This window comes from Vibrio sp. BS-M-Sm-2 (assembly GCF_041504345.1).
Taxonomy (GTDB): Bacteria; Pseudomonadota; Gammaproteobacteria; order Enterobacterales; family Vibrionaceae; genus Vibrio; species Vibrio satsumensis.
Window position 1 is genome coordinate 978,153 of the sequence record NZ_CP167894.1, and the last position, 23,433, is coordinate 1,001,585.

Consider the following 23,433-nt stretch of genomic DNA (forward strand, 5'->3'; position numbering starts at 1 on the left):
TAGGAATTATTGCCTTTATTTTGGTGCGATGCGGAAAAACAGTGAGCGACGTAGTCTATAAAACAGTGAAAAGTATCAATGATTATGGTCTACGTGGACAAATTTAGGAAATCAGCAACGAAAAAAGCCATTAGGCTATCTAATGGCTTCTATTTTATTTGATTAAAAAAATAAGGCAACCAACCAATTAAGGGATATGAGATTGGTTAAAACTGCAATTTTTCTTTAAATACCTACGTCAGCGGACGTCAAGTTGTGATATTCGTTCGGAATTTGGTCCCAAGCGCTCTTAATTTCACGGATAATATCGATAACATCATCAATAGGCTGTGGGTCATTTTTGTGATTTGCCGCAGAAATTTGCGTGATCATGAACTCATAAAGTTGATCTAGGTTTTTCGCAATATCGCCACCATCGTCCATAGATAGGCAACTACGTAGGCTAATAATGATATCTAGAGCCTTACCAAGTCGCTCACCTTTCACTGGGATGTTGCCTGCTTGCATTGCCGCTTTGCCTTGAATCAAACGCTCGATAGCACCAGCCATTAGCATTTGTACAATCTTATGCGGTGAGGCAGCCGTTAGCTGACTATCCACTGATACCTTTTTATATGCCTGTAAAGAACCGCGCATAGTAAACCTCTTCTATAAAAACTTTTTGTATTGTTGAACTGATTTAGCGCCGTGACGGTATTTGTGTAAGGTCTTACCTACTCGACTCGTCTCAGACTGCATCAATTCGACTAATTTTCTGGTTCTGGTAATGGCTTCTAACCATTCAGAACTTTGCTTAACGTCGGGATGTGAGTCGATTATTTGAAGCACGTTTTGCAATAACTGTTCTCTGTTATCGACAAGCTGCGTTATTTCTTCAGCATTAATTTCACTAAATTCAAGTTTAGAGATAATTAATTGATCGAGTTCACAAAGCTCTTGTAGCTGACTATTCATCTATTAGCCCAACGCATTCATCATACTGCCCAGTTGAGATTGCATCTTACTGGTTGCATCTTGCATGGCCGTGAACTTAGAGTGTGTACGGTTCTCAAGGCTATCCATACGGCGATCAAGGGCGCTCTGGTCATCAACCAAACGGTAGTTTTGCTCGACTAAGCTCTTTTCTCGAGTACGAATTGAGCCCGTGATACCTGTGATACCTTGAATCGCATCTTCCACTTTTTTGGCGAAGCCGTTGTTACCGCCAAAGAACTCACCTAACTTATCAAAGTTATTGTTGAGTTGACGGTCAAGCATGTCGTAGTTGATTTCTAGCGAGCCTTGCCTTGTGGTCGTGATACCAAATTCAGTCAAGGACTTGAGGTTGTCTGGCGCACCTTCGATACTTGATGAAAATACCCCTTTCAATCGAGAATCGGCGTTACGAACCGTACTGTCTCCAGAAAGCGGCCCTTTTTGACCGGTCGTTGGATCAACACCGGCCAAGCTCTTAGACACCTGGTAAAACTGATTGTAAGAGTTAACGAAGGCTTCAATGTCTTGACGCACACTATTGCGGTCGTACTCTACACCAATTTCTGCCGGTGGCTTATCTTTTGGCGTTTTTCCCTTCACCGTAATATCAATACCTTCAACGGCATCTTCAATCACATTGTTATTACTAGAGAGTTGAGCAACACCATCTAGGACGACCATAGAATCTTGGCCAGCCTGAACTTCAGTCATACCGCTATAGGTATCAAAAGATTGTTGTGCCTGCGCGAGGTCAGCTTGCGCTTTATCGACCTTTTCTAAAAGCTCTCGCTCTTCAGGTTCTAATTTCGCACGCTCAATCTTTTTGGCTTGTTCAGCGGTCAATTCGCCTTTTTGAACTTTCTCAGCCAGATCGGCTTTTTCTTGTGAGATTTTCTCTTCGATACGCGCTTGCTCAGCCTCAAGCTTCTGTTGGGCTTCTTTAGGTGTCACGTATGAATCAGTCAGAGTACCTGAGGCAGAATTTGACCACCCTGGCACATCGGGTGCCTTCTCTATCGCTTTTTCATCAAGCTCAAGCTCGGGTGTGTAGTAAGAGTCTAAAAGAGTACCTGAGGCTGTTTCTGTCCAACCAGGGATATTGTCTTCAGGCATCACCGACTTTGCCGCCTGAGCTGCGTCTAGGGCAGCTTGGCCGTCGGCTGCGGCTTGCTCACCATAGCTAAGACTTTGAGAGTCTTCGTCAACATCTGAAATAGAATTGGTTTGGGCTTCTGGAATGATATTGCCATCTTCGTCGAGTGTTCCACTCACATTTGGGTCATCGTTAGCGATCGCTTCATCGATGAGTTCGACGGCTTTTCCAGCAGGGGTTAGAGCTAAAATATCTTGAGCAGCAACGCGTGCTTTCTCTAACGCTTTAACACGCTCTTCAAGAGTTTTGTATTCGAGTTTTTTTAGGGGATTAGCAGCATCTGACTCAACGTTGATGCTGATCTGCTGATCGAAACCAGACTGGTTCGAAGCAACAATAAGTCTTGGACCTTCGACATCGTTGATAATAGATGCACGAACGCCTGGGTTGCTATCAGCACCGTTTATACTGCGAACAACATCGATAAGTTTCGATCTGTCGCCAACTTGTACATCAAAGCTGTTATCACCAAGCGAAACCTGCAGCTTACCTGGGCCAAATTTCATGTCCTCTGACAATACATCAGAAGCCACTTTATGGCTTTGGGCAAGCTGCAACACATCGATGGCATATTTGCCAGCGATCGCTTCGGTAGTCGCGGTTGCAGAAACAAGACCTTCATCGGTACTTTCGACTGTTCGCACAGCAAAAGCTTTTTCCTGACGAAAGTTTGTCATCAGGTTTTTCATCGAATCAAGGGATTCTCTGAGTCTTCCATAGGCACTAATGCTGGTATCGATTCGCGTTCGTTCATTGTCGATTCGTTGCTGTTTGGGTACACGCTCCGAATCAACAATTTTGCTGACCATGGAATTAATATCCATGCCAGACGAAATCCCCATTGGGCCAAAACTCATTAAATCACCTCAATAATACGACTTAAACCTTCACCTCAAATATTCGACTATTCGAGTTTTGGGCTGCTAGGCGTCTTAGAATTTCAAGCATTTCTTCGTCAGGGATCTGGCGAATAATATCACCGGTTGTGGTCTCATAGATGGTCACTACATCCCTCCCCGATTCTTCATCGACCTTAAAAGCCACACCTTTATTGAGAGAAGAGATAAACTCATTTACCTTCTCCACCATTTTGACTCGCTCTTCATCATTTAACTCTTGTCTATGTTGAGCTAATTGAATCGCTGCTTCGGTAGCTTCCTCTTTCGATTTCTCTACCTTGCCATAAGATGTTGCTTCTTTTAGTCGCGAAATACTCGACGCACTACTACCTTCATCGCTTGCAATTTTAATGCCATTAGGTGAGCCATAAGGCTGGATGTTCGATGCGTTGGATGATATTTCCATAACACTCTCCCTCCCTCCTTTATGAGCCAAACAGTAAAACTCTACCCAAAGTAGAGTTTACCGCTACTTACCGAGGTAAGTTTAGCCCAATAAGCTTAGAGCTGCTGATGGTGACTGTTTTGCTTGAGCTAGGATAGAAGTACTCGCCTGTTGTAGGATTTGAGACTTAGTCATAGCCGTTGTTTCTTTCGCGTAATCGGTATCTTTGATACGGCTCTTAGACGCATTAACGTTTTCGTTGATGTTATCTAAGTTGCTGATTGCATGGTCAAAACGGTTTTGGAAAGCACCAAGAGATGCACGGTTACTATCAACAGATTTTAGTGCGCCATCAATGATAGATACCGCTTCGTTTGCACCAGCAACCGAGGTCACGTCGATGTCGTTAACAGTAACATCTTTGCCTGCACCGATACCAAGTTCACCCGCAAGGCTGCCGCCGAACTCAACATCACCATCAACTTTTTGGCTAGAAGCGAAAAGTTGCAGTTTGCCGCCTTCACCAACAGACGCTTTAACGTCTTGGCTTTGACCGTTGATGTAAGTTGCTAGCTCTTCCATATCGTTGCCTTCTTTCGCAGAAATAGACAACTCTTGTGCTTCGCCAAACTTATCGTTGTATTTGATCGTTAAGTCAGCGCCAGCACCTACGCGCCAAGAAGCATCTTTGCCTTCTTCTACGCCGTAGCTCTTACCACCCATGTCTTGAGTGTCGGTACGCATGTTATTCATAGTCAGCATTACTGCTTCACCAGAATCTGCACCGATTTGGAAAGATTGGCTACCGTAAGTACCGTTAAGAAGCTTGTTACCACCAAAAGAGGTCGTTTCAGCAATACGGTTAAGTTCTGTGTTTAGAGCAGAGACTTCTTCTTGGATCGCAACACGTTCAGATTTGCTGTTTGAACCATTTGAAGATTGAAGAGAAAGGTCACGCATACGTTGCAGAATGTTGGTTGACTCATTCATCGCACCTTCAGCAGTCTGTGCAATAGAGATACCGTCATTCGCGTTTTTCACAGCCATATCTAGGCCACGGCTTTGCGACGTTAAGCGGTTAGAGATTTGTAGGCCTGCAGCATCATCTTTTGCGCTATTAATTTTATAGCCAGAAGACAAACGCTCCATCGATTTTTGAGTACCTTCAGCCGCGCTATTCAGGTAGCGCTGAGCCGTCATTGCAGACACATTAGTGCTTACATTAATCGCCATAGTTGATCTCCTTTAGGCATTTTTTAATGCACTTATGTGACTCTCACCTCACACAAATACATGTCAATTTGTTTATGTACCAGTGTCTCTCTCACCTTACATTGGTACATATCATTTCTCTCAATCCCTTTAACGGCCCCTTAATTAGAAGCTTTAATAAAAAATGCGATTTTTTTCGTATTCTTTTCAACAACAAGGAAAAATGTGATCGGCCTTCAATTAATAGGTCAGCATTCGCTAAAGTTTCGTATCCTCGCTCATTTATAAGTGTCGCCTTGCACATAAAAACCAAAGCAGATCCCTGATATCTAGTTTTTGCTTCTGTTTTCCAACATTGCACTTTTCCAAATACACCTTCGCCAAATCGCAGGCAATAAAAAACCCAGCCGAAGCTGGGTCTGTTTAGCGCTCATCTCTCACCACGAGCTAATTTGTGGAAGCCTAACGTTAACGCTTATGATCAACCATGCTTATAGTCAACGTGGCCTTTCAATCGATTAACCTAGTAGGCTAAGTGCCGAGTTCGGAGCTTGCTTCGCTTGAGCAAGAATCGAGCTTGAAGCTTGAGAAAGGATCTGAGACTTAGTCATCTGAGTCGTTTCTTTCGCGAAATCGGTATCTTTAATACGGCTCTTAGATGCGTTAACGTTCTCGTTAATGTTGTCTAAGTTGCTGATAGCGTGGTCGAAACGGTTTTGGAAAGCACCTAGCTCAGCACGGTGGCTGTCTACATACTTAAGTGCCGCATCGATAACGGCTACAGACTCTTGTGCGCCACCAACTGATGTTACGTCGATAGTATCAACCGTTACGTCTTTGCCAGGTTGCATGCCTAGTTCACCAGCAAGGCTGCCAGAGAATGCCACTTCGCCTTCAACTTTGTTGTTACCAGTAAACATTTGTAGCTTACCATCTTCAGTTACAGACGCTTTCACAGAGTCTTGTTGACCGTTGATGTACGTTGCTAGCTCTTCGATATCGTCACCCGCTTTTGCGTTGATGTCGATTTCTTGTGCTTGACCGAAGTTATCAGTGAACGACAGTTTTAGGTCGTTAGAGCCAGCTTGAACGTTCCAATCTTTGTCTTTCGCGTTCTCAGTTTGGTAGCTCTTACCACCCATCTGAGCATTATCAGAGCGCATGTCTTTCAGTTGAAGCATTACCGCTTCACCGTTATCCGCACCGATTTGGAATGATTTAGTGCCGTGAGTACCGTTAAGCAGCTTGTTACCACCAAAAGACGTGGTTTCCGCGATACGGTTTAGTTCGTCGTTCAGTGCTGTTACTTCTTCTTGAATCGCTACACGCTCAGATTTTGAGTTTGAGCCGTTTGAAGATTGTAGAGACAAATCACGCATACGTTGCAGGATGTTAGTCGTCTCGTTCATTGCACCTTCAGCAGTTTGTGCAATCGAGATACCGTCGTTCGCGTTACGTACTGCAACATCAAGGCCGCGGCTCTGAACGTTCAAACGGTTAGAGATTTGTAGGCCCGCAGCGTCATCTTTTGCGCTGTTGATTTTTGAGCCTGAAGCTAGACGCTCCATTGATGTTTGTTGTGCGCTGTTTGCGTTGTTTAGGTAACGTTGCGCTGTCATCGCTGAAACGTTTGTATTTACATTCACTGCCATGGTGATTTCTCCAATTGATTTTCCGGTATAGCGGTTTCCGACGTCTCGGAAAACCAAGTAGTTCTCTCAAAGTTACTTTTAATAACGGCGCGAAAATCAGAAGCTTTAGAAAAACTTTCAAAAAACCACAAAAAATTTATTAATTTAATATTTTTCAAACACTTAAGGTTTATGATTTTCTATAACAACAGCAGGCTTCAATTAGTATAAGATCTCGAACTGTTCAAAAAACAGACTGATCGCCGTAGAAATTGGTCAACGTATAGAAATGATCGATCATCAAAGATCCTCTATGCGGACAGATTTAGTACATTGAGGTGGGCTATTTCCCGCGGTAGCAGGTGAAGTTAATTCAAGGTTGAGAGCTGAAGTTGAGAAGCGGCTAGGCAAAACTAAGTAGATAACGAAGAAACAGAAAGGTAAACGTCAGAAAGGAAAAAGCCCCTTTTCCTTTGAGAGAACCGGGGCTAGTTGGCGCGTCAGAGCCTGTGTGGAGATCATCGAGAAATGAACACATTTCCGACTTGCCGTTGCATTCTTACTGTAAAAATGGATAGCAGGTGAGAGATGAGAGAGCTAAACACTCAATAGTAAGTATGCTTGCCAGTTTCCCTTGCTGCATGGCTCACGTCTGAACACGAGCAGCAAGTTCAACCAATAACTATTGCAATAATGACATCGCAGAGTTAGGCAACTGTTTTGCTTGAGCAAGTATTGAAGTACCTGCTTGTTGCAGAATTTGTGATTTGGTCATTTGCGTCGTCTCTTTCGCAAAGTCCGTATCTTTGATTCGGCTGTTTGAAGCGTCTACGTTCTCTTGTACGTTTGCCAAGTTATTAATACTGTGGCTTAGACGGTTCTGTTTTGCACCCAAATCAGCACGTTGTGAATCCACGTACTTCATTGCAGAATCAATCACGCTAATTGCGTTCTGTGAACCCGCAACGCTGGTTAAGCTAACGTCTTGAACAGAGGTAGCACGGCCTTCACTCTTAATACCTAGCTCAGACGCTAGGCCACCAGAGATAGACATTGCACCGTCAAGGTCTGGTTCAGCAACGAATAGCTGGATGCGACCATCATCAGTAACCGATGCGTTCACAAGATCAGATTGACCATTGATGTAAGTAGCAAGCTCTTCGATATCGTCACCCGCTTTGGTATTGATATCTAAAACGATATCTTCACCCGCTTTGGTTTTGAATTCGAACTTAAGATCACGAGCTTGTGCAGGCACTTCCCAGCTCTTATCTTTGCCGTTTTCAGAATCAAACGTTGTACCACCCATGCGGAAATCATCGGCACGAATGCTCGTCAGAGCCATGATCATCGCTTCACCAGAGTTAGAACCGATCTGGAACGATGCTTCACCAAATGAACCATTCAATAGACGACGGCCACCAAAAGACGTTGTCTCTGCGATACGGTTAAGCTCATCTTGAAGTGCCATAGACTCTTCATTCAGTGCCGTACGCTCTGCTGGAGAGTTAGTACCGTTTGATGATTGAATCGCTAGATCACGCATACGTTGTAATACGTTGGTTGATTCGTTCATCGCGCCTTCAGCGGTTTGAGCAATTGAGATACCGTCATTGGCATTACGCATTGCTACATCAAGACCACGAGATTGAGCTGTTAAGCGGTTCGAAATTTGCAAACCTGCAGCATCATCTTTTGCGCTGTTGATCTTGTGACCCGATGACAAACGCTCCATTGAAGTCGCTAAGTCATTCGACGCTTTATTCAGGTAACGCTGTGCTGTCATAGCAGATACGTTAGTACTTACATTAATAGCCATTTTGCTCTCCTTATGAGTTCGCAAGCTTTCTGCGAAGCGGCCAGCTTTACTCTCATATGGATAAGCACTGACCGTGTATTACTCGATAAACCCTATACAAGGTTTAAGATCTGTATTAATCATTTATAACCAACACAGATACAAGTTGTATGCCAAGTTTAATCTCATATAAATAATTTTTTAATTATCTAAAAATCAAAAACTTACAAACAACTCTGCGCAATTATGATTTTCTACGATTAGAAGGTAAAAACATTCACCTTCCTTATTGCCGTTTTTTGCCGCTATTCTAGAAACATCATGCTTCGTACAAAAAAGCGGCAAACTATGGCGTCATTCGCACGTATGGCATAGCACATACGGCAAGGAATCAACGCCATGGTGATCGACAAGTCACCATTAAATGCCGATTGATCATTAAATATAGTTAAACAAGGTCAGGTCTTTGGTTTTGCCAAACGCTTGTTGAGAAGCTTGTAGTGCTCGAGAGTTTTCATTGAACTCAATGATCGCTTTCGAGTAATCCAAGTCTTCAAAGTTGCTTTTTGCTTTCGCTAAAGACAACTTAAAATCTTCATGTTGCTGCTCTTGAATATCCAGCGTACTTAAACGTGCACCAACATCGGTTCTTGCCTTGGTTAAATGAATAAACGCGGCATGAAACTCTTCGGTTACTTGGTGCAATTTCGCCGTAGCTGATGCATCCGATACTGGGTTTTCAGCCTGTTCAGCGGCTTCTTTAAACGTATCAAAGATAGAGAATGTCTTTCTCGGCTCTAAGGTGATCGAATCACCTTTCGTGATCTGGCCTTTAAGTTGGATATTCAGCCCTTCGTAGACAATACCTGTCGAAGGATCAAAATCTTCCGCGGCGACGACGGTCCCATCTTTTTCAAGTTGGTAGGCATAGTTTCCGGTCTGCATATCAACGAACGTCACCTTGTACGTTGATGAATCTTTAGTTGTGTTCGTTGCGCGCTCTAACAATAGCTCTGAAGCGGGCTCAAGGTCATACTGAGGCTCAAAATCACCAAATGGGTTGTCTATTTCCATAAACATCTTGCTGCCTGGATCATTCATTGCCATTTCAAAGCTACTTGCCACACGCATCTTGCGTTGGTAGTCATCACCTTGATAAGTCACGTTTCCTTGATTGTCTCGAAAGAAAGGCTGATTCTTTGGTTTAGTACCCGCAAATGTGTAGTTACCCGACTCATCTTGAGAGTTGGCTAAATGAAGGAAGTTATTCGCCAGTTCTTGAATTTCACGCTTCTTGGCTAAACGGTCTTCTGGAGAAAGCGCACCGTTGATCATTTCCATCACGGTTCGTTTTGCTTCATCAGCAAAGCCTTCAGTGTTAGAAACTAATACTTCATGATGTTCAAGACGATTTCTTACTAGAGTAATCGCATCTACATACTGTTTAAGTTGTTCTGACTGCTGACCTATGTTCTGCAAATAGTGCGTCGCTAATGGATCATCACTTGGCGACTGTAACTTCTTACCTGAAGCAAGTTGCGCTTGGTTGTGATGCACCTTGTTCTCTTGGCGGCGCAAGTCATTTTGTACTGACTGATAATTATGGAAGCTAGAGATACGATTCAACATTTATACCTTCCTATCTCAGAGCCAAAATAGTGTTAAACGTATCGTTGGCTGCTTGCATGATGCGTGAAGAAGCCATATACGCTTGCTGAAACTTCATCATATTTGCCGCTTCTTCATCGAGGTTTACTCCCGAGATAGAAGCAATACGCTCTTGAGCCGACTGTTTTTCTAACGTCGCAATATCACTCAAACGATTTGCCGTTGAAGATTTCAAGCCCGTATTGGTATTCAAGTTGTGGTAAAGGTCTAAAATCGTAGACTCACCATCATTCAAAAGCTTTCCTGTTTGAAGATCTTGCAGCTTACGCAGATTACCGTTGTCACCTTCTGATGGGACAAGGTTTGCCGTAAATTTATCATTTGCCACAGCGCCTGGTGTTAGTTCAAACGTTGTTCCATTGATGGTTACAGGGCCTTCAGGTGGATACGGTTGAGGCTGCATCAAGATGTTGCCCTTAGGATCGGTAACCGCAAACTGCTCACCCTTTGGTGATACAACCACTTCAAACTCACGCAATTGACCGGCCGCTAAAATTTTGAACCCAGCAGTGCCCTTGGCAAAAGTGGTCGATGCCTCATAGCTTTGCGCGGCAATGTCTTTCGGATCTTTGGTTTCCATCTGCATTTGAGCAGCAAAATTACGCGTTGGACGCAGTAACAGTTTCTCTCCTAGCTCAGGAGGGTTACGAATTTCCACTCGCATGCCATCAAGATAAAAAGCGTTGCCGCTAGAGTCGGTCGCCATCTTCACGGTCTCACCGTTCGGCTTAGTCACCACGTAATCGCTGCCATCGTATTTCAGACCATACTCACCGCCTTTTAAGGCAGAGGTATCATCAATATATACCGCAACATCTGCTTTCGATTGCCCGCTAGCCGTGACACGAGATTTAGCCACCAGCTCAGAGTTAACATCAGTAAACAGGTTCTTACCTACGTTGCCGTTGAGATCCAAACCTTGTTCTTGAAGACCATTTACCTCGTATGAAAACGCGGTCGCTAAACGACCAAGTTCATCCATGATTGCCGGGATGTGTTCGTCACGCATATCTAGCATGGCGCCGATTTTTCCGTCGATATCACTGCTGGTGATCGGTTTTAAAGACTTACCTTCAACAATCGCTAGGCGACGCTGATGTGCATCGGGTAAGCCATCAACCATTTTTAATTGGCTTGCTTCACTACCAGAGACTAAGGTATGGCCATTGCCAATATGGACATTAAACCCTTCGGCATTTGAGCGTGGTGTCACCGTTACTTTGGTGTAACCAGAAAGTTCATTAATCAACTTTTCGTGCTGATCTCGTAGGTCATTATGAGGCCCAGGAGTCCGCATCATTAAACGTTGAACATCACGGATCTCGTACGCAAGCTGATTAACTCGCTCGATACCCATATCTAATTTTTTATTGGTAGAGTCAGACTGTTGGCGAACCGTTTCATGGAATTCATTTAACGTTTTACTAAGTAGCCCAGCCTTTTCTAATACAACTTTTCGAGCGCCGACATCATTCGGTGTATCGGCTAATGTTTTAACCGAATCAAACCATTCATTAAGGTTTTCTGGAATCTTCTTCGAAGCAACAGATGACAGCATACTCGACAGCATATCGAGGTTAGCTTCGGTGTCGCCTTTATTGGCGGCATTGGTTGTCGATAAGTTAAGTTCGTTGACGGCAAATTGGTCCCAAGAGCGGCGAACATTTTCCACATGCACGCCCATACCGTAGCTTTGGCCACCGTACTGACGCGGGTCATTCACACCTTGAATCACAGATTGGCGGCTATAGCCCTCTGTGTTGGCGTTAGAAATGTTATGACCTGTGGTGTTTAGCTGTCTCTGAGCAGTAAGAACACTTTGTGCCCCTACATTCAGAAGATCCGACGCCATAATGCCCCCAAAAAACTTAACAAAATCAGGATAAACTGATTAACTACCAGTTTAAAAAGCAATATATGTGCCAATAGACACAGCGAAGAACTAAAAGACAATAATTTATTGAAGTGTAAGGAGATAACTACAGACTTCGCAGCAAAATTTGAGGTGATAGATAAGAAAAGAGCCTGCCAATGGCAAGCTCCCGTGTACATTCAATAACGCTAGTTCATCTCGTCAATCTTAGCTTTCACTCGCAAAACCTTGTCTGCATAGTTAGGGTCAGTTGCGTAACCAGCTTGGTGAATACCTTTGATGAAATTCTCTGAGTTACCTTGATGCTGCAATGCCGTTTCGTATCTTGGGTTTTCATTCAAAAACTTCACATAGTCGTTAAAGCTGTCTTCGAAGTTTGAGTAAGAACGGAATGAAGCCGACTCTTTAACGGCAGTTTTACCGTGAAACTCGAGAGTTTGAGTTGCAACCTTATCGCCCTTCCAACTTCTATCGGCTTTGATGTTGAATAGGTTATTACTGTTACCTAATGAGTTCTTAATCATTTTAGAACCCCAACCTGTTTCAAGCGCAGCTTGTGCCAATAGGAGTGATGAATCAACACCAAGCGCACTTGCCGCTTTTTCAGCGTAAGGCTTCATTGAGGTCACAAACGATTCTGGAGAATCAAAGGATACTGGCTGTTTTGCTGCTTGCGCAGATTGAACGTCTGACGCACGCTCTTCCGAACGGCCTGAGTATTGCGGCCTTTGCAATGAAGCATCAAAGCCTTCACTGCGAACCTTCTCTTCAGACGCATCGCTTGCTTGACCAGCGCTTAGCTGAGCCACAATCATATCCGCAAGACCTAACGAACCTGAAGCACTTAACTCACTCGCCATTTGGTCATCTTGCATCTGACGGTAGAACTGCTCGTTCTGGCTATTCAGCATATCCGACTTAAAGCTCGAATTCGCATCACGCATCGACTTAAACAACATCGAGGTGAAAATCGATTCAAACTGTTTCGCAGCAGCGGTTAATGCTTCTTTCTCGCTACCTTCTTCACCGTTTACTGCTTGTTGACGAAGACGATCCAAGCTACCGATGTCGTGGATAAAACCAATATCATTATTATTCTTAATCATGCTTTATTCCCTAGATAATGATCAATTGGCCTTCAATCGCACCCGCTTGTTTCAGTGCTTGAAGGATTGCCATTAAATCTGAAGGCGCCGCGCCCACTTCGTTAACTGCGCGGACCAAATCGTCCAGCGTTAGGCCAGGTTCAAACTTGAACATCTTGCCATCACCTTCCGTGATTTCGATATCAGAATCAGGAACCACTACCGTTTGGCCACCCGAGAATGCATTCGGTTGGCTTACATTTAGATTTTCTTTGATTGCAACCGTCATACCACCATGTGTTACTGCCGCCGCTTTTAAGCGTACGTGCTTACCAACCACAATGGTGCCGGTACGAGAATTAACAATGATTTTTGCAGAACCTTCTGCAGGGTCAAATTCAATATTTTCGATAGCCGATAAGAACGCGACACGTTGGCTGATTTCTCGAGGAGCACGAACTTTTACTGACGTCGCGTCTACCGCAGACGCCATTTGTGGGCCTAGGAAATTATTAACTGCGTCAGCCAAACGCTGAGCCGTTGTGAAATCGGATTGGATTAGGTTAAAGGTGATGTAGTCACCACGACCAAATGGGGTTGGGATCTCTTGTTCAACCGTCGCGCCGCTAGAGATGATACCTACGTTTGGGTTGTTGCCAACGATCTTCGAACCGTCATTACCTTGAGCACTAAAGCCACTTACTACCAAGTTACCTTGCGCCACAGCATACACCTGACCGTCTAGACCTTTCAGAAAGGTCTGTAGCAAGGTACCACCACGAAGGCTTTTTGCTGAACCGATAGAAGAAACGGTTACGTCAACTTCCTGACCTTGCTTAGAGAAGGCTGGAAGTTCAGCGGTAACAATTACCGCCGCTACGTTTTTCGTTTTTGGCTTCGTGCCGGGCGGCAATTGAATGCCAAAATTTTGCAGCATCGCGTTAAACGTTTGATCGGTAAAGGGAGTTGTCTCACCAGTACCCGGCAAGCCAGTCACCAAACCGTAGCCAACAAGTTGGTTACTACGAACACCCGCCACTTTTGCCACGTCTTTGATACGCGCAGCATGGGCACTTGTGGCAAGAAATAGCATGCCGAATAGTACGAGTGTTAGTTTTTTCATTGAGTAACCTGTCTGTATTGCTTTAATTTATAATAGCTTAGCTAAATATGGCTAAGTGATAGAGGCTGTCAGTATGTCGTCGCCCTCTCAAGCTCTACAGAGATACATTAAAGAATCGTGCCAAGAATCCAGGCTCTTGCATATCTTTCTGCACGCCCGTGCCCGAGTACTGAATTCGTGCGTTAGAAACACGGTTTGAAGCGATGGTATTTTCGAAATCAATGTCGTCTGGACGGATAGTGCCACTTAGGCGGATATACTCATCGCCTGTGTTCAATGTCATCCATTTTTCACCACGAACCACTAGGTTGCCGTTGGCTAAAACTTCAATAACTTCAACGGTAATGTAGCCGCTGATACTGTTACTTTGGTTGGCTGATGCGTCACCAGCAAAGGTATTAGTGTTGCTCAGATCGTAAGAAAAGTTGTACTTATCGATAGTCAGCTCTTGACCACCAACGGCCAATGGCTCCATCGATGCATCATTCGACTTAGACATGTCCGCGTTGGCTTTTTTGGTCGCACGAGTATTCTCATCTAGCGCTACAGTAATGATGTCACCAATGCCGCGAGGTTTTGAATCGTCATACATGCTGCCAATGTGGTTCACATTGAACAGTGAGCCCGTTGCCGCTGCGTAATGCTCTGGTTTCTGCTTGGGATTGATTGGCGCCCATGCAGGGTCACCAGCAATTGGATCGGTGCGACCACGAAGCGTGTCGATAATGCCTGAGCTCTCTTGCGCCGACTTATCACCTTCCACAGCATCAACCACTGTGGTTGCATTTTCTTCTGCCGGAGTCTCAATCGGGTCCAGTACAGCACAACCCGTCATAGACATAAATAGAGCTAAACAAAAAATACGTTTCATGGCGATATACTCTCAGCAGGCAGTGGTCAATGGATTAATCAGCAGAAATAGATCTATTAATTAAAAAAGTAAACGGCTAAAAAACCAATTACAGCTGTTGGTTAACAAAGCTCATCATCTTGTCTACCGACGAGATAACTTTCGAATTCATTTCGTATACACGCTGAGCTTCAATCATGTTTACCAGCTCTTCGGTTACGTTCACGTTCGATGTTTCTAGCATCGACTGACGGATATTACCTAAGCCATCAAAGCCCGGAACACCCTCTTGTGGGTCACCACTCGCGCCAGTTGGCAAGTAAAGGTTTTGACCTACTGGCTCTAAACCACCTGGGTTTACAAAGTCAGTAATAGTGATTTGGCCAACCACGACGTTGTTTTGCTCACCACGTAGACGAACCGACACTTCACCATCGTTACCTACTGTTACCGAGATCGCGTCTTCAGGAATCACGATTTCTGGTTGTAGAGGGTAACCTTGACCCGACGTTACGATCGCGCCGTCACCGTTCAACGTGAACTGACCATTGCGGCTGTAACCTGTTTCGCCGTCTGGCATCTCAACTTGGAAGAAACCGTCGCCTTCAATCATCATGTCTAAGCTGTTAGATGTCGTTTGTGCGTTACCGTGGGTGTGCACTTTTTGAGTTGCGACCACCTTAGAACCAGCACCCAACATCAAACCACTTGGCAGCTCAGTGTTCTGAGACGATTGACCACCCGGTTGGTTGATGTTCTGGTAGAACAGATCTTCAAATACCGCGCGGCTCTTTTTAAAACCAATGGTCGAGGCGTTGGCAAGGTTGTTCGAAATCGTTGAGATATTGGTTTGTTGGGCGTCTAAACCTGTTTTACTTACCCATAATGCTGGATGCATAGCAATTTCCTTTAAATTCTATTAGCTCATACGAAGCAGTGAATCAGACGACTTGTCCATTTCCTCTGCTGTGCTCATCATCTTGACCTGCATTTCAAACTGACGTTGTAAGTCAATTAAGCTGGTCATTTCACCTACGGCATTTACGTTACTGCCTTCGATAGCACCTTTTAGCAACGTTACTGCTGCATCTGCTTCGTATGCCTGATCTGGGTTTTTCGAACGGAACAGACCATTCGTATCTTTAAACAAAGTTTGATTGTCTGGACGTACAAGCTTAATACGATCAACTACGGCCAATTCTTCAGCTGGAGCGCCTTGAGGAATCACCGAAATCGTACCGTCAGTACCAATTTCTACTTTACTGATTGGGATGGGCAGTGTGATTGGCGCATCGTTTTCACCTAGCACCAAATGGCCACTTGCATTAGTTAGCAAACCGTTTTGGTCAACCTTAAGGTTGCCGTTACGTGTTAAACCTTCGCGGCCGGTGTTATCCATAACTGAAATCCAACCATCACCTTGAACGGTAACATCGAGATCTCGGCCAGTGGTAACCACACTACCTTGCGAGAAATTATGGCCCGGACGCTCTGTCATACTGAAAACACGAGTAGGCATGCCTTCACCATACGCTTGCATTGAACGCGCTTGTGCCAAATCAGCACGGAAACCCGTTGTACTCACGTTGGCAAGGTTGTTTGCACGTAGCTGCAAAGCTTGCATATTTTGCTTAGCGCCACTCATGGCAAGAAACAGTGCGCGATCCATAATTTTGCTCCAAAAAATCATCTTCTGGAGCTAATAAAGCAAACACTGTGCCAATATTTTTAACTGTTATTTATCAATAATTTAAATAGAAAATGAACAAGGAGGGGTGATCATTAAAGGATCATTCAGGAAGAATTGTTGCCAGTGGCATTACCGTGCGGCAATAGGGGCGGCAAATAAGAAGACAAACAACAATACCCAATTCAATAACATTGAATTGGGTATTCGCAGATGATTCAAACGCTCGAAACGATTAACGAATCTGAAGAATATTCTGTTGCAGTTGGTTGTGTACTTCTAGAGAACGCGAGTTCGCTTGGAAGTTACGTTGAGCAGAAATCAAATCAACCAATTCTTGAGTCATATCGATGTTCGATTGCTCTAGTGAGCCGTTGTTGATGCTACCAAATGAACCTTTGTTCGATTCACCCCAGATTTTATCACCAGAGTCGTTAGTAGAATCCCACTGAGTACCGCCTTTCTTATCCAGGCCTTGCTCGTTTGGTACACGAACTAAGCCTACACGGCCAAGCATCACGTTTTCACCATTTGAGTAAGTACCCAGAACACTGCCGTACTCATCGAAATCGATTTTGGTTAAGAAACCTGTTGTCGCACCATCTTCATCAAACTTAGTCAATTCAAACGGAGCAGCAAACTGAGTTGAAGAATCCAGACCAAACTTAAGCACCTGTGTTGGATCGGCACCGTTCAAGTCAATTGGGTTCGCACCTGCACCTAGAGGATCAGAGTTAATTGGCTGACCACTGTTTAGGCTTGCTAACGTACCGTCATTGTTGAACTTCATTGTGTGACCAACATGACCAGTTGCATTCGTCGCATCACCGCCAGTAATGTTCAATGGCTTCTCACCATTCTCATCTGACATAGTGTAGTACGTTTGCCAAGTGTTTGGTTGAGTCTGATCTTTGAGGTAGTAAGTCGTTAACTTGTAAGACTGACCCATAGAATCGTATACCGTCGAAGACGTTGCACGGTTATAAGTATCAGCATCTTGGTAGTTAAATGCAGCCGGGTCTTTAAGATCACCATTTGCAGGAAGGTTGACCCCTACTTCAATGTTTTCTGTCTGTTTTGGCTTACCAAACTCAGCAGGAATGTCGAGAGGCTTTGGCGCGTAAGAAAGAACTTCACCCGAGTTTGGATCAACATCGTAACCTAAAAGAAACTCATCATTAGCCGTAACCATATAGTTGTCTTTGTTTAGGTGAAATGCACCATTACGCGTTAGTTCGTTAATCTCTGGCACCATGCGATCTTTCGATACTGCAAAGAAACCTGTACCACTTACACGCAAATCCATTGGGTTGTTCGTATAAATACTTGAACCTTCGTGGAACTGTTGCGCCACTTGGCTAGCTTGCGCACCACCACCTGACGTCGTTTTTGCGTTAGTAAACAACGAGTTTGAGTAAACATCACCGAACTCTGCACGAGACTCTTTAAAGCCAAACGTGTTTGCGTTCGCAATATTGTTACTGGTTGTATTCAGGTCTAATTGTGCAGCGGATAGGCCGCTTAAAGCTACATATGACATTCCAATATTCTCCTAATCTATCTAGCTAGCATAGTCACTCAATAAAGAGCTACGCTTTACCAACTTCTAGTACTTCAGCAAGTCGTACTGGCGATGTGAAACCAGCCAGATTGAGTAGTACGTTGCCATCACCCTTACCAAGAAGCACACTGTTCACGTTCGCATAACTGGAAACTTGAAACTCTGTGTTCTCGCCATCCAGTAAACCCGACGCTTTCACGTTATATTTACCGGCCGGCAATGGGTTACCGTCTTCGTCTTTTCCGTCCCATTCAACACGTGTATCACCAGATGGTTTAGAGCCGATATCAAATGTGCGAACCAATTGGCCAACTTCGTTCTCAACACGGACCATTACATTGTCCATTGCCTGAGGAAGCTTAACCATTGCCGCCATACCGCCATCACCAGGTTTTACACCTGCCGCACCAGGAACCAATACGTCACGACCAACCAAAGAGGATGCCTGAAGTGCTTGGTTAGAGGTCATTGATGAATTCAAGCTTTCAAACTGTGTATTCATTTTGCCAATGCCATCTACGGTCGCAAATGAAGCCATTTGCGCAATCATCTGGTCATTGCTAACCGGCTTGAAAGGGTCTTGTTGTGCTAGTTGCTTAGTCAACAAAGATAAGAAGTCTTCTTGTTTAAGATCCTGCTTACCTGTTGTTTCGTCGGGCTTCTTAGCGCCATCTTGAAGACTCTTCAGCTGGTCAACATAGGACAAGCCGCTTTGACCAACATTGTTGTTGATTCCAGCCATGTGCTACCTCCTTATCCTTATTGACCCATCTGCAGCGTACGCAGCAGCATTTGTTTACTCGAGTCAGCAACCTGTACGTTCGTTTGGTACGCACGTGATGCCGAAATCATGTTTGCCATCTCTTCCATAACGTTCACGTTAGGCTTGTAGATGTAGCCTTCGTTGTTTGCTAATGGGTGATCCGGGTTGTACTCCGCGCTTAGCGGCTTATCGCTTTCTACAATACCTAAGACTTTCACAGGCACAGTGTGACCACTGTTGCGTGCTTTATTTAACTCAGCGCCGAACACTGCGTGACGAGCCTTGTAAGTTTCTTCAGCAGAACTACTTACACTGTCCGCGTTCGCAAGGTTACTCGAGGTCGTATTTAGACGAACAGATTCAGCACTCATCGCAGAACCAGTCACATTGAATACATTAAATAAGCTCATCTAATTATTCCCCTTTAATCGCTTTAGTTAAATTCTTGAACTTACTTCCTAGGAAGTCGAGAGAGGCTTGATGCCTAATTTGGTTTTGCATGAAAAGGTTTCTTTCCAAATCCAAATCAACCGTGTTGCCATCTCCTGTATCAGGTTGTGTAGGAATTCGATACTTCGTTTCCCCGTTCACCGTTGTTGAGGCAGAAATGTGCCGACCATCTGTACGGCTAAGACCAATGCTTGCCCCAGAACTTGCCGCTTGCAGTGATTTCTTAAAGTCTAATCCCTTTGCTTTATACCCAGGCGTGTTTGCTTGCGCGATATTGGTGGAAAGCACCTCAGCGTTACGCTCACGTACACCAACTGTGTGCTGGTGAATACCCAAAGCATTGTCAAAAGAAATAGCCATGTAAACCTCAACTCAAGAACTGACTGTTATGAAATAACCAAAGCAATATATATACCAACTTTTAAAACAAAGCGGTCTATCTATACTTTTACAGGTTACTCGTGGGTAAACTTGCAATATACAAGCCAAAAAATAGAGTAAATTGGAATGTCACTCTGACTTAAAGATATAGCTTAAGCGGGCAAAAGAAAACCCAGCACTTGGCTGGGTTTTGAATTTAAACAGTAACGTCGCACCTTATACTGGTGCTACTCATTACTTTAATTTGTAGATGATGCCTGGATTACAGCGAACCATTTCAAAACGATCCGTTAAGCCTGTTAATGATTCAGACGCACCCAATAATAGGTAACCACCAGGGTTCAGGCTGTTTGCCATCTGGTTAAGTACTTTTGACTTCATATCAGGTGAGAAGTAAATCAGCACATTACGACAGAAAATAATGTCGAACTTGCCTAACAAGGCATAGCTGTCCATCAGGTTCTGAGGGCGGAAGTTCACCATGCGCTTAACGTTATCTTTCACTTTCATACGACCATCGCCCGCATCTTCAAAGAAGGTACGACGACGCTCAGGAGAAAGTCCACGTCCCAATGCAAGGTTGTCGTACGCGCCTGTACGGCACATATCCAACATACTTGCTGAGATGTCGGTTGCAGTAATCGATACATTTGGCAACATACCCGGCTTACGAGCTTGAGTTTCAAGAATCGTCATTGCCATTGAGTATGCTTCTTGGCCTGAGGAGCTTGCCGCAGACCAAATCTTAATAGGACGCTTATTTGCCGCTATTTCCGGTAGAAGTTTATCCGCAAGCACAGCAAACGGGTAAGTATCTCGGAACCAAAGTGTCTCGTTCGTCGTCATGGCATCGACAGCAGCCACACGCAGCTCACGGTTTCGACCTGTTACTACGTCTCTCAATAGATCAGATAGAGAAGCTAAATTAAACTTCGCTACTAATGGGCTTAGACGACTGCGCACCAAGTACTGTTTGCTGTCACCTAATACAATGCCACATTGAGATTCTAAGAAACGGCTGAAATCGCGATACTCTTGATCACTTATTGTTATAGCAGTCATTAATGTCTCTTTTAGTTAGTTAACGCAGCTTTTACCGCTGCACCAAGCTCATCAGGGTTGAACTTCGCGATGAAGGAGTTAGCTCCTACGCGTTCAACCATGGCTTGGTTAAATACACCACTCAACGATGAGTGTAAAATTACGTATAGATCTTTAAGTTCGGCGTGACGACGAATCTCAGCAGTTAACGTATATCCATCCATTTCTGGCATTTCGATATCTGAAATCACTAATGAAATCTGATCGTAAATACTGCCTTCTGATGACATCTGCACCAGCTTCTCATAGGCCTCTTTACCATCTTTCACAGAAATAACTTCAAAACCAATCGACTCAATAGCACGTTGAACCTGCTTACGAGCAACAGTCGAGTCATCAGCAATCAAGATGCGGCGAACCAGTTCTTTCTCTTGTTCGACTTTCGCAATATCTTCAGCAATCTTACTGTCCATTGTTTCATCAACAGGAGAAATTTCTGCAAGAATCTTCTCAACATCTAGAATTTCTACCAATTCATTATCAATGTTGGTTACCGCTGTCAGGTAGTTCGCTCTACCTGCGCCATCTGGCGGCGGAAGAATCGATTCCCAGTGCATGTTAATAATGCGCTCTACTGAACTTACCAAGAAACCTTGAATGGTTCGGTTAAATTCAGAGATAACCACAAAACACTTTTCAACATCCGTTGTAGGACGGCCACCAATCGCTAAGCTCAAGTCAATCACAGAGATCGTTTGGCCACGAATATGTGCTACACCTTTAACCAGTGGGTTCAAGTTTGGCATCTTTGTCAGCTTAGGGCATTGAAGCACTTCTTTTACTTTAAAGACATTAATGCCGTAACGCTGACGCCCCATTAGGCGAAAGGTTAGTAATTCTAATCGGTTTTGACCGACGAGTTGCGTACGCTGATTCACCGAATCAAGAATACCCGTCATGAGCTCATCTCCATATCAAACTTTTTTGTATAAAAAGTGTTAGTCTACTGCAGGCTACGAACCACCAGAGAAACGGAATGACGTATTATAAAACAAATTTGCCACCTCTTTCCATAGCAATGTGTAGAGCTACTTTTAAAACTGTCGCTAAGTTTATCGGCATTTTATCAATATTGTTTAGTTTTTTTGTACAAGCTGCGACCCCAGAACAAATTGAGATGATTCAGTCAGCAGCAGAGCAACACATCCTTGATACGGTTGAGCAGCCACAAGGCGGTGAACTCTTTGTAAATTCAGCAAATGTTGACTCAAGAATCAAAGCGACAGACTGTCCAGCACCTTTAGAGACCAGCGCCTCAACCACCACCAATACCCGCAGCAGCATTACGGTTTTAGTGCAATGTATTCCTGATGAATGGCGCGTTTATGTACCCGTGCGTCTTTCGATGTCAGTGCCCCTTGTTACCACCACTCGCTCACTCGCGAGAGGCGAAATCGTCGGTCAATACGATGTCACCACCGCTATGATTTCTCTTAACAAATTTCGTCGCCAAGGTTTCACCGCTCCACAACAAGTCATCGGCGCTAAGGTAAAAAAGAACCTGAGACCCGGTGATGTAGTTGAAAGAGGCGATATCTGTGTCGTATGCCGAAACGAGAAGGTTATCATACAGGCAGTAAAAGGTGGCATGACCATTACCACCAAAGGCACAGCACTTACCGATGGCTCTATGGGCGATCAAGTAAGAGTGAAAAATGATAAATCACAGCGTATAATTGAGGGGATTGTTACCAGCATGTCTGAAGTCACAGTTTACTTTTAACTATCTACTTCTAAATTGACGGTATCGTTAGCTATTTTGCTCTCAACTCTAACGCCAAATATAACGGCGGCGGTGTTTTGTCCCTTTTCGACTATTGAGCTAAAAATTGCTAAAGTATTCGAACCCTTGGTCGATATTGACTGTACAGGTTCCCATTTTTGAAGAAAAAGGCTTAACTATGGCAGGCATTGATAATATTCGTTCAGGGCAATCCCTAACGACCACTAACCGATCAGCAGTACGCTCTGATTCTAGTTCTGAGGCATCACGCTCTGATGTATCAACTAAATCACCAGCAAGCAAAGATGCGGTTTCTCTAAGCCAACAAGGCAAAGCGATTGGTCAACTCCATCAAGACATGGCAGCACAGCCAAGCTTTGATTCTGTGAAAGTGGCAGCGATCAAAGAAGCAATTGCGAACGGTTCATACACGGTTGATCCAGAAAAACTGGCTGACAACATGATCAAGTTCGAAAACGAATTAAAAGGCCTTTAAGTAAACACTAACTTTTCATTGAAGTTATTGTCTTAAAGTACAAGAGGTTATGAATAGGTTTACGTTATGGCGGCACTAGCAGATTTAGTTAATTTCCAACTTCAAAATGCCAAAGCCTTATCTGAATTATTAAGTTCAGAGAAAACCGCGATCACGAGCCGACAATCCAATGATATTGAGCGAATCGCCAAAGAAAAAGTGGTTCTTGTTGAACAGCTAAGATCAACCGATCAACGAATCGCTGCCCATACCAACGTCTCAGAACTGACCGAGAATCCTGAACTTGCTCAGTTAGTCACAAAGATCCAGTCCATAGTGCACGACTGCCAGCAAGCGAACCTTGTTAATGGCGAAGCCTTGAATCGAGCGCACCTTAGCTTCAAAAAGCTCAGCAATATGATGCAACAAAGCCACGGTAAAATTGGCATGACCTACAATGCAGGTGGCCAAACACATACCATTTCTACGCTGGGAACCAATGTAAAAGCCTAGTTAAGCCTCCCTCTTCAGTAATACCCATTATTAACCTTCTGCCTGTATCTGTATCTGTATCTGTATCTGTATCTGTATCTGTATCTCAGACTATTCCCATCATTATCTTTTATCAAAACACCTAATC

Annotated in this window: 23 protein-coding genes; 3 read left to right on the plus strand and 20 right to left on the minus strand. The window is 44.1% G+C overall.

Going from position 1 to position 23,433, the window contains the following annotated elements:
• Positions 1-225: 225 nt before the first annotated feature.
• The 20 genes from fliS to AB8613_RS04435 all read right to left on the minus strand — a co-directional run bounded on the left by fliS (position 226) and on the right by AB8613_RS04435 (position 21,494).
• Positions 226-636 carry a flagellar export chaperone FliS gene (gene fliS / locus AB8613_RS04340; RefSeq protein WP_004736194.1) on the minus strand — a complete coding sequence of 137 codons (411 nt, stop codon included), beginning with the start codon at positions 634-636 and terminating at the stop codon, positions 226-228.
• A 12-nt stretch (positions 637-648) separates the two neighbouring features.
• Positions 649-954 carry a flagellar protein FliT gene (locus AB8613_RS04345; protein ID WP_146492308.1) on the minus strand — a complete coding sequence of 102 codons (306 nt, stop codon included), beginning with the start codon at positions 952-954 and terminating at the stop codon, positions 649-651.
• 3 nt (positions 955-957) lie between these two features.
• Positions 958-2,985 (minus strand): flagellar filament capping protein FliD, encoded by a 2,028-nt coding sequence (gene fliD / locus AB8613_RS04350; RefSeq protein ID WP_372384552.1) that lies wholly within the window; start codon positions 2,983-2,985, stop codon positions 958-960.
• 22 nt (positions 2,986-3,007) lie between these two features.
• Complete coding sequence (gene flaG, locus AB8613_RS04355; RefSeq protein ID WP_048661526.1) at positions 3,008-3,433, minus strand: flagellar protein FlaG; 426 nt, start codon at positions 3,431-3,433, stop codon at positions 3,008-3,010.
• An 81-nt stretch (positions 3,434-3,514) separates the two neighbouring features.
• The gene (locus AB8613_RS04360) at positions 3,515-4,645 is read right to left on the minus strand and encodes a flagellin (RefSeq protein ID WP_019820748.1); all 1,131 of its coding nucleotides are present in this window, start codon (positions 4,643-4,645) and stop codon (positions 3,515-3,517) included.
• Positions 4,646-5,142: 497 nt separating this feature from the next.
• Complete coding sequence (locus AB8613_RS04365; protein WP_010436625.1) at positions 5,143-6,276, minus strand: flagellin; 1,134 nt, start codon at positions 6,274-6,276, stop codon at positions 5,143-5,145.
• Positions 6,277-6,937: 661 nt separating this feature from the next.
• Positions 6,938-8,074, minus strand: a complete 1,137-nt coding sequence (locus AB8613_RS04370; RefSeq protein WP_146492320.1) for a flagellin — start codon at positions 8,072-8,074, stop codon at positions 6,938-6,940.
• Positions 8,075-8,491: 417 nt separating this feature from the next.
• Positions 8,492-9,682: a flagellar hook-associated protein FlgL gene (flgL, locus tag AB8613_RS04375; protein ID WP_146492321.1), complete on the minus strand. Its 1,191-nt coding sequence runs from the start codon at positions 9,680-9,682 to the stop codon at positions 8,492-8,494.
• Positions 9,683-9,692: 10 nt separating this feature from the next.
• Positions 9,693-11,573 (minus strand): flagellar hook-associated protein FlgK, encoded by a 1,881-nt coding sequence (gene flgK / locus AB8613_RS04380; RefSeq protein ID WP_146492322.1) that lies wholly within the window; start codon positions 11,571-11,573, stop codon positions 9,693-9,695.
• A gap of 209 nt (positions 11,574-11,782) precedes the next feature.
• Positions 11,783-12,700, minus strand: a complete 918-nt coding sequence (gene flgJ, locus AB8613_RS04385) for a flagellar assembly peptidoglycan hydrolase FlgJ (protein WP_061019775.1) — start codon at positions 12,698-12,700, stop codon at positions 11,783-11,785.
• A 10-nt stretch (positions 12,701-12,710) separates the two neighbouring features.
• Entirely contained in the window at positions 12,711-13,802 is a 1,092-nt protein-coding gene (locus AB8613_RS04390) for a flagellar basal body P-ring protein FlgI (RefSeq protein WP_017085296.1), read from the minus strand.
• A 94-nt stretch (positions 13,803-13,896) separates the two neighbouring features.
• Positions 13,897-14,673, minus strand: coding sequence for a flagellar basal body L-ring protein FlgH (gene flgH / locus AB8613_RS04395; RefSeq protein ID WP_146492323.1), 777 nt, complete (start codon positions 14,671-14,673; stop codon positions 13,897-13,899).
• Positions 14,674-14,761: 88 nt separating this feature from the next.
• The gene (flgG, locus tag AB8613_RS04400; RefSeq protein ID WP_004739713.1) at positions 14,762-15,550 is read right to left on the minus strand and encodes a flagellar basal-body rod protein FlgG; all 789 of its coding nucleotides are present in this window, start codon (positions 15,548-15,550) and stop codon (positions 14,762-14,764) included.
• 21 nt (positions 15,551-15,571) lie between these two features.
• On the minus strand, positions 15,572-16,321 hold the full coding sequence (flgF, locus tag AB8613_RS04405) for a flagellar basal-body rod protein FlgF (RefSeq protein ID WP_060983620.1): 750 nt from the start codon (positions 16,319-16,321) through the stop codon (positions 15,572-15,574).
• Positions 16,322-16,574: 253 nt separating this feature from the next.
• On the minus strand, positions 16,575-17,879 hold the full coding sequence (flgE, locus tag AB8613_RS04410) for a flagellar hook protein FlgE (protein WP_048609567.1): 1,305 nt from the start codon (positions 17,877-17,879) through the stop codon (positions 16,575-16,577).
• A 49-nt stretch (positions 17,880-17,928) separates the two neighbouring features.
• Positions 17,929-18,642, minus strand: coding sequence for a flagellar hook assembly protein FlgD (gene flgD, locus AB8613_RS04415; protein ID WP_010439286.1), 714 nt, complete (start codon positions 18,640-18,642; stop codon positions 17,929-17,931).
• Between the two features lie 17 nt (positions 18,643-18,659).
• On the minus strand, positions 18,660-19,073 hold the full coding sequence (gene flgC, locus AB8613_RS04420; protein WP_004736176.1) for a flagellar basal body rod protein FlgC: 414 nt from the start codon (positions 19,071-19,073) through the stop codon (positions 18,660-18,662).
• 4 nt (positions 19,074-19,077) lie between these two features.
• The gene (flgB, locus tag AB8613_RS04425; protein ID WP_004736175.1) at positions 19,078-19,473 is read right to left on the minus strand and encodes a flagellar basal body rod protein FlgB; all 396 of its coding nucleotides are present in this window, start codon (positions 19,471-19,473) and stop codon (positions 19,078-19,080) included.
• 255 nt (positions 19,474-19,728) lie between these two features.
• Positions 19,729-20,556 (minus strand): protein-glutamate O-methyltransferase, encoded by an 828-nt coding sequence (locus AB8613_RS04430; protein ID WP_060983619.1) that lies wholly within the window; start codon positions 20,554-20,556, stop codon positions 19,729-19,731.
• Between the two features lie 11 nt (positions 20,557-20,567).
• Positions 20,568-21,494, minus strand: a complete 927-nt coding sequence (locus tag AB8613_RS04435) for a chemotaxis protein CheV (protein WP_048609568.1) — start codon at positions 21,492-21,494, stop codon at positions 20,568-20,570.
• A gap of 77 nt (positions 21,495-21,571) precedes the next feature.
• Between AB8613_RS04435 and flgA the strand changes: the two genes are divergently transcribed.
• The 3 genes from flgA (at position 21,572) to AB8613_RS04450 (ending at position 23,306) form a co-directional block, all read left to right on the plus strand.
• Complete coding sequence (gene flgA / locus AB8613_RS04440) at positions 21,572-22,318, plus strand: flagellar basal body P-ring formation chaperone FlgA (RefSeq protein ID WP_372384553.1); 747 nt, start codon at positions 21,572-21,574, stop codon at positions 22,316-22,318.
• Positions 22,319-22,496: 178 nt separating this feature from the next.
• Positions 22,497-22,814, plus strand: a complete 318-nt coding sequence (flgM, locus tag AB8613_RS04445; RefSeq protein ID WP_146492325.1) for a flagellar biosynthesis anti-sigma factor FlgM — start codon at positions 22,497-22,499, stop codon at positions 22,812-22,814.
• Between the two features lie 66 nt (positions 22,815-22,880).
• Positions 22,881-23,306: a flagella synthesis protein FlgN gene (locus AB8613_RS04450; protein ID WP_372384554.1), complete on the plus strand. Its 426-nt coding sequence runs from the start codon at positions 22,881-22,883 to the stop codon at positions 23,304-23,306.
• The last annotated feature ends 127 nt before the right edge of the window (positions 23,307-23,433 follow it).

Excerpts from the sequence above, each read along its gene's own strand:
- fliS (WP_004736194.1), bottom strand. The coding sequence starts at position 636 with ATGCGCGGTTCTTTACAGGCATATAAAAAGGTATCAGTGGATAGTCAG.
- AB8613_RS04345 (WP_146492308.1), bottom strand. The coding sequence starts at position 954 with ATGAATAGTCAGCTACAAGAGCTTTGTGAACTCGATCAATTAATTATC.
- fliD (WP_372384552.1), bottom strand. The coding sequence starts at position 2,985 with ATGAGTTTTGGCCCAATGGGGATTTCGTCTGGCATGGATATTAATTCC.
- flaG (WP_048661526.1), bottom strand. The coding sequence starts at position 3,433 with ATGGAAATATCATCCAACGCATCGAACATCCAGCCTTATGGCTCACCT.
- AB8613_RS04360 (WP_019820748.1), bottom strand. The coding sequence starts at position 4,645 with ATGGCGATTAATGTAAGCACTAATGTGTCTGCAATGACGGCTCAGCGC.
- AB8613_RS04365 (WP_010436625.1), bottom strand. The coding sequence starts at position 6,276 with ATGGCAGTGAATGTAAATACAAACGTTTCAGCGATGACAGCGCAACGT.
- AB8613_RS04370 (WP_146492320.1), bottom strand. The coding sequence starts at position 8,074 with ATGGCTATTAATGTAAGTACTAACGTATCTGCTATGACAGCACAGCGT.
- flgL (WP_146492321.1), bottom strand. The coding sequence starts at position 9,682 with ATGTTGAATCGTATCTCTAGCTTCCATAATTATCAGTCAGTACAAAAT.
- flgK (WP_146492322.1), bottom strand. The coding sequence starts at position 11,573 with ATGGCGTCGGATCTTCTGAATGTAGGGGCACAAAGTGTTCTTACTGCT.
- flgJ (WP_061019775.1), bottom strand. The coding sequence starts at position 12,700 with ATGATTAAGAATAATAATGATATTGGTTTTATCCACGACATCGGTAGC.
- AB8613_RS04390 (WP_017085296.1), bottom strand. The coding sequence starts at position 13,802 with ATGAAAAAACTAACACTCGTACTATTCGGCATGCTATTTCTTGCCACA.
- flgH (WP_146492323.1), bottom strand. The coding sequence starts at position 14,673 with ATGAAACGTATTTTTTGTTTAGCTCTATTTATGTCTATGACGGGTTGT.
- flgG (WP_004739713.1), bottom strand. The coding sequence starts at position 15,550 with ATGCATCCAGCATTATGGGTAAGTAAAACAGGTTTAGACGCCCAACAA.
- flgF (WP_060983620.1), bottom strand. The coding sequence starts at position 16,321 with ATGGATCGCGCACTGTTTCTTGCCATGAGTGGCGCTAAGCAAAATATG.
- flgE (WP_048609567.1), bottom strand. The coding sequence starts at position 17,879 with ATGTCATATGTAGCTTTAAGCGGCCTATCCGCTGCACAATTAGACCTG.
- flgD (WP_010439286.1), bottom strand. The coding sequence starts at position 18,642 with ATGGCTGGAATCAACAACAATGTTGGTCAAAGCGGCTTGTCCTATGTT.
- flgC (WP_004736176.1), bottom strand. The coding sequence starts at position 19,073 with ATGAGCTTATTTAATGTATTCAATGTGACTGGTTCTGCGATGAGTGCT.
- flgB (WP_004736175.1), bottom strand. The coding sequence starts at position 19,473 with ATGGCTATTTCTTTTGACAATGCTTTGGGTATTCACCAGCACACAGTT.
- AB8613_RS04430 (WP_060983619.1), bottom strand. The coding sequence starts at position 20,556 with ATGACTGCTATAACAATAAGTGATCAAGAGTATCGCGATTTCAGCCGT.
- AB8613_RS04435 (WP_048609568.1), bottom strand. The coding sequence starts at position 21,494 with ATGACGGGTATTCTTGATTCGGTGAATCAGCGTACGCAACTCGTCGGT.
- flgA (WP_372384553.1), top strand. The coding sequence starts at position 21,572 with ATGACGTATTATAAAACAAATTTGCCACCTCTTTCCATAGCAATGTGT.
- flgM (WP_146492325.1), top strand. The coding sequence starts at position 22,497 with ATGGCAGGCATTGATAATATTCGTTCAGGGCAATCCCTAACGACCACT.
- AB8613_RS04450 (WP_372384554.1), top strand. The coding sequence starts at position 22,881 with ATGGCGGCACTAGCAGATTTAGTTAATTTCCAACTTCAAAATGCCAAA.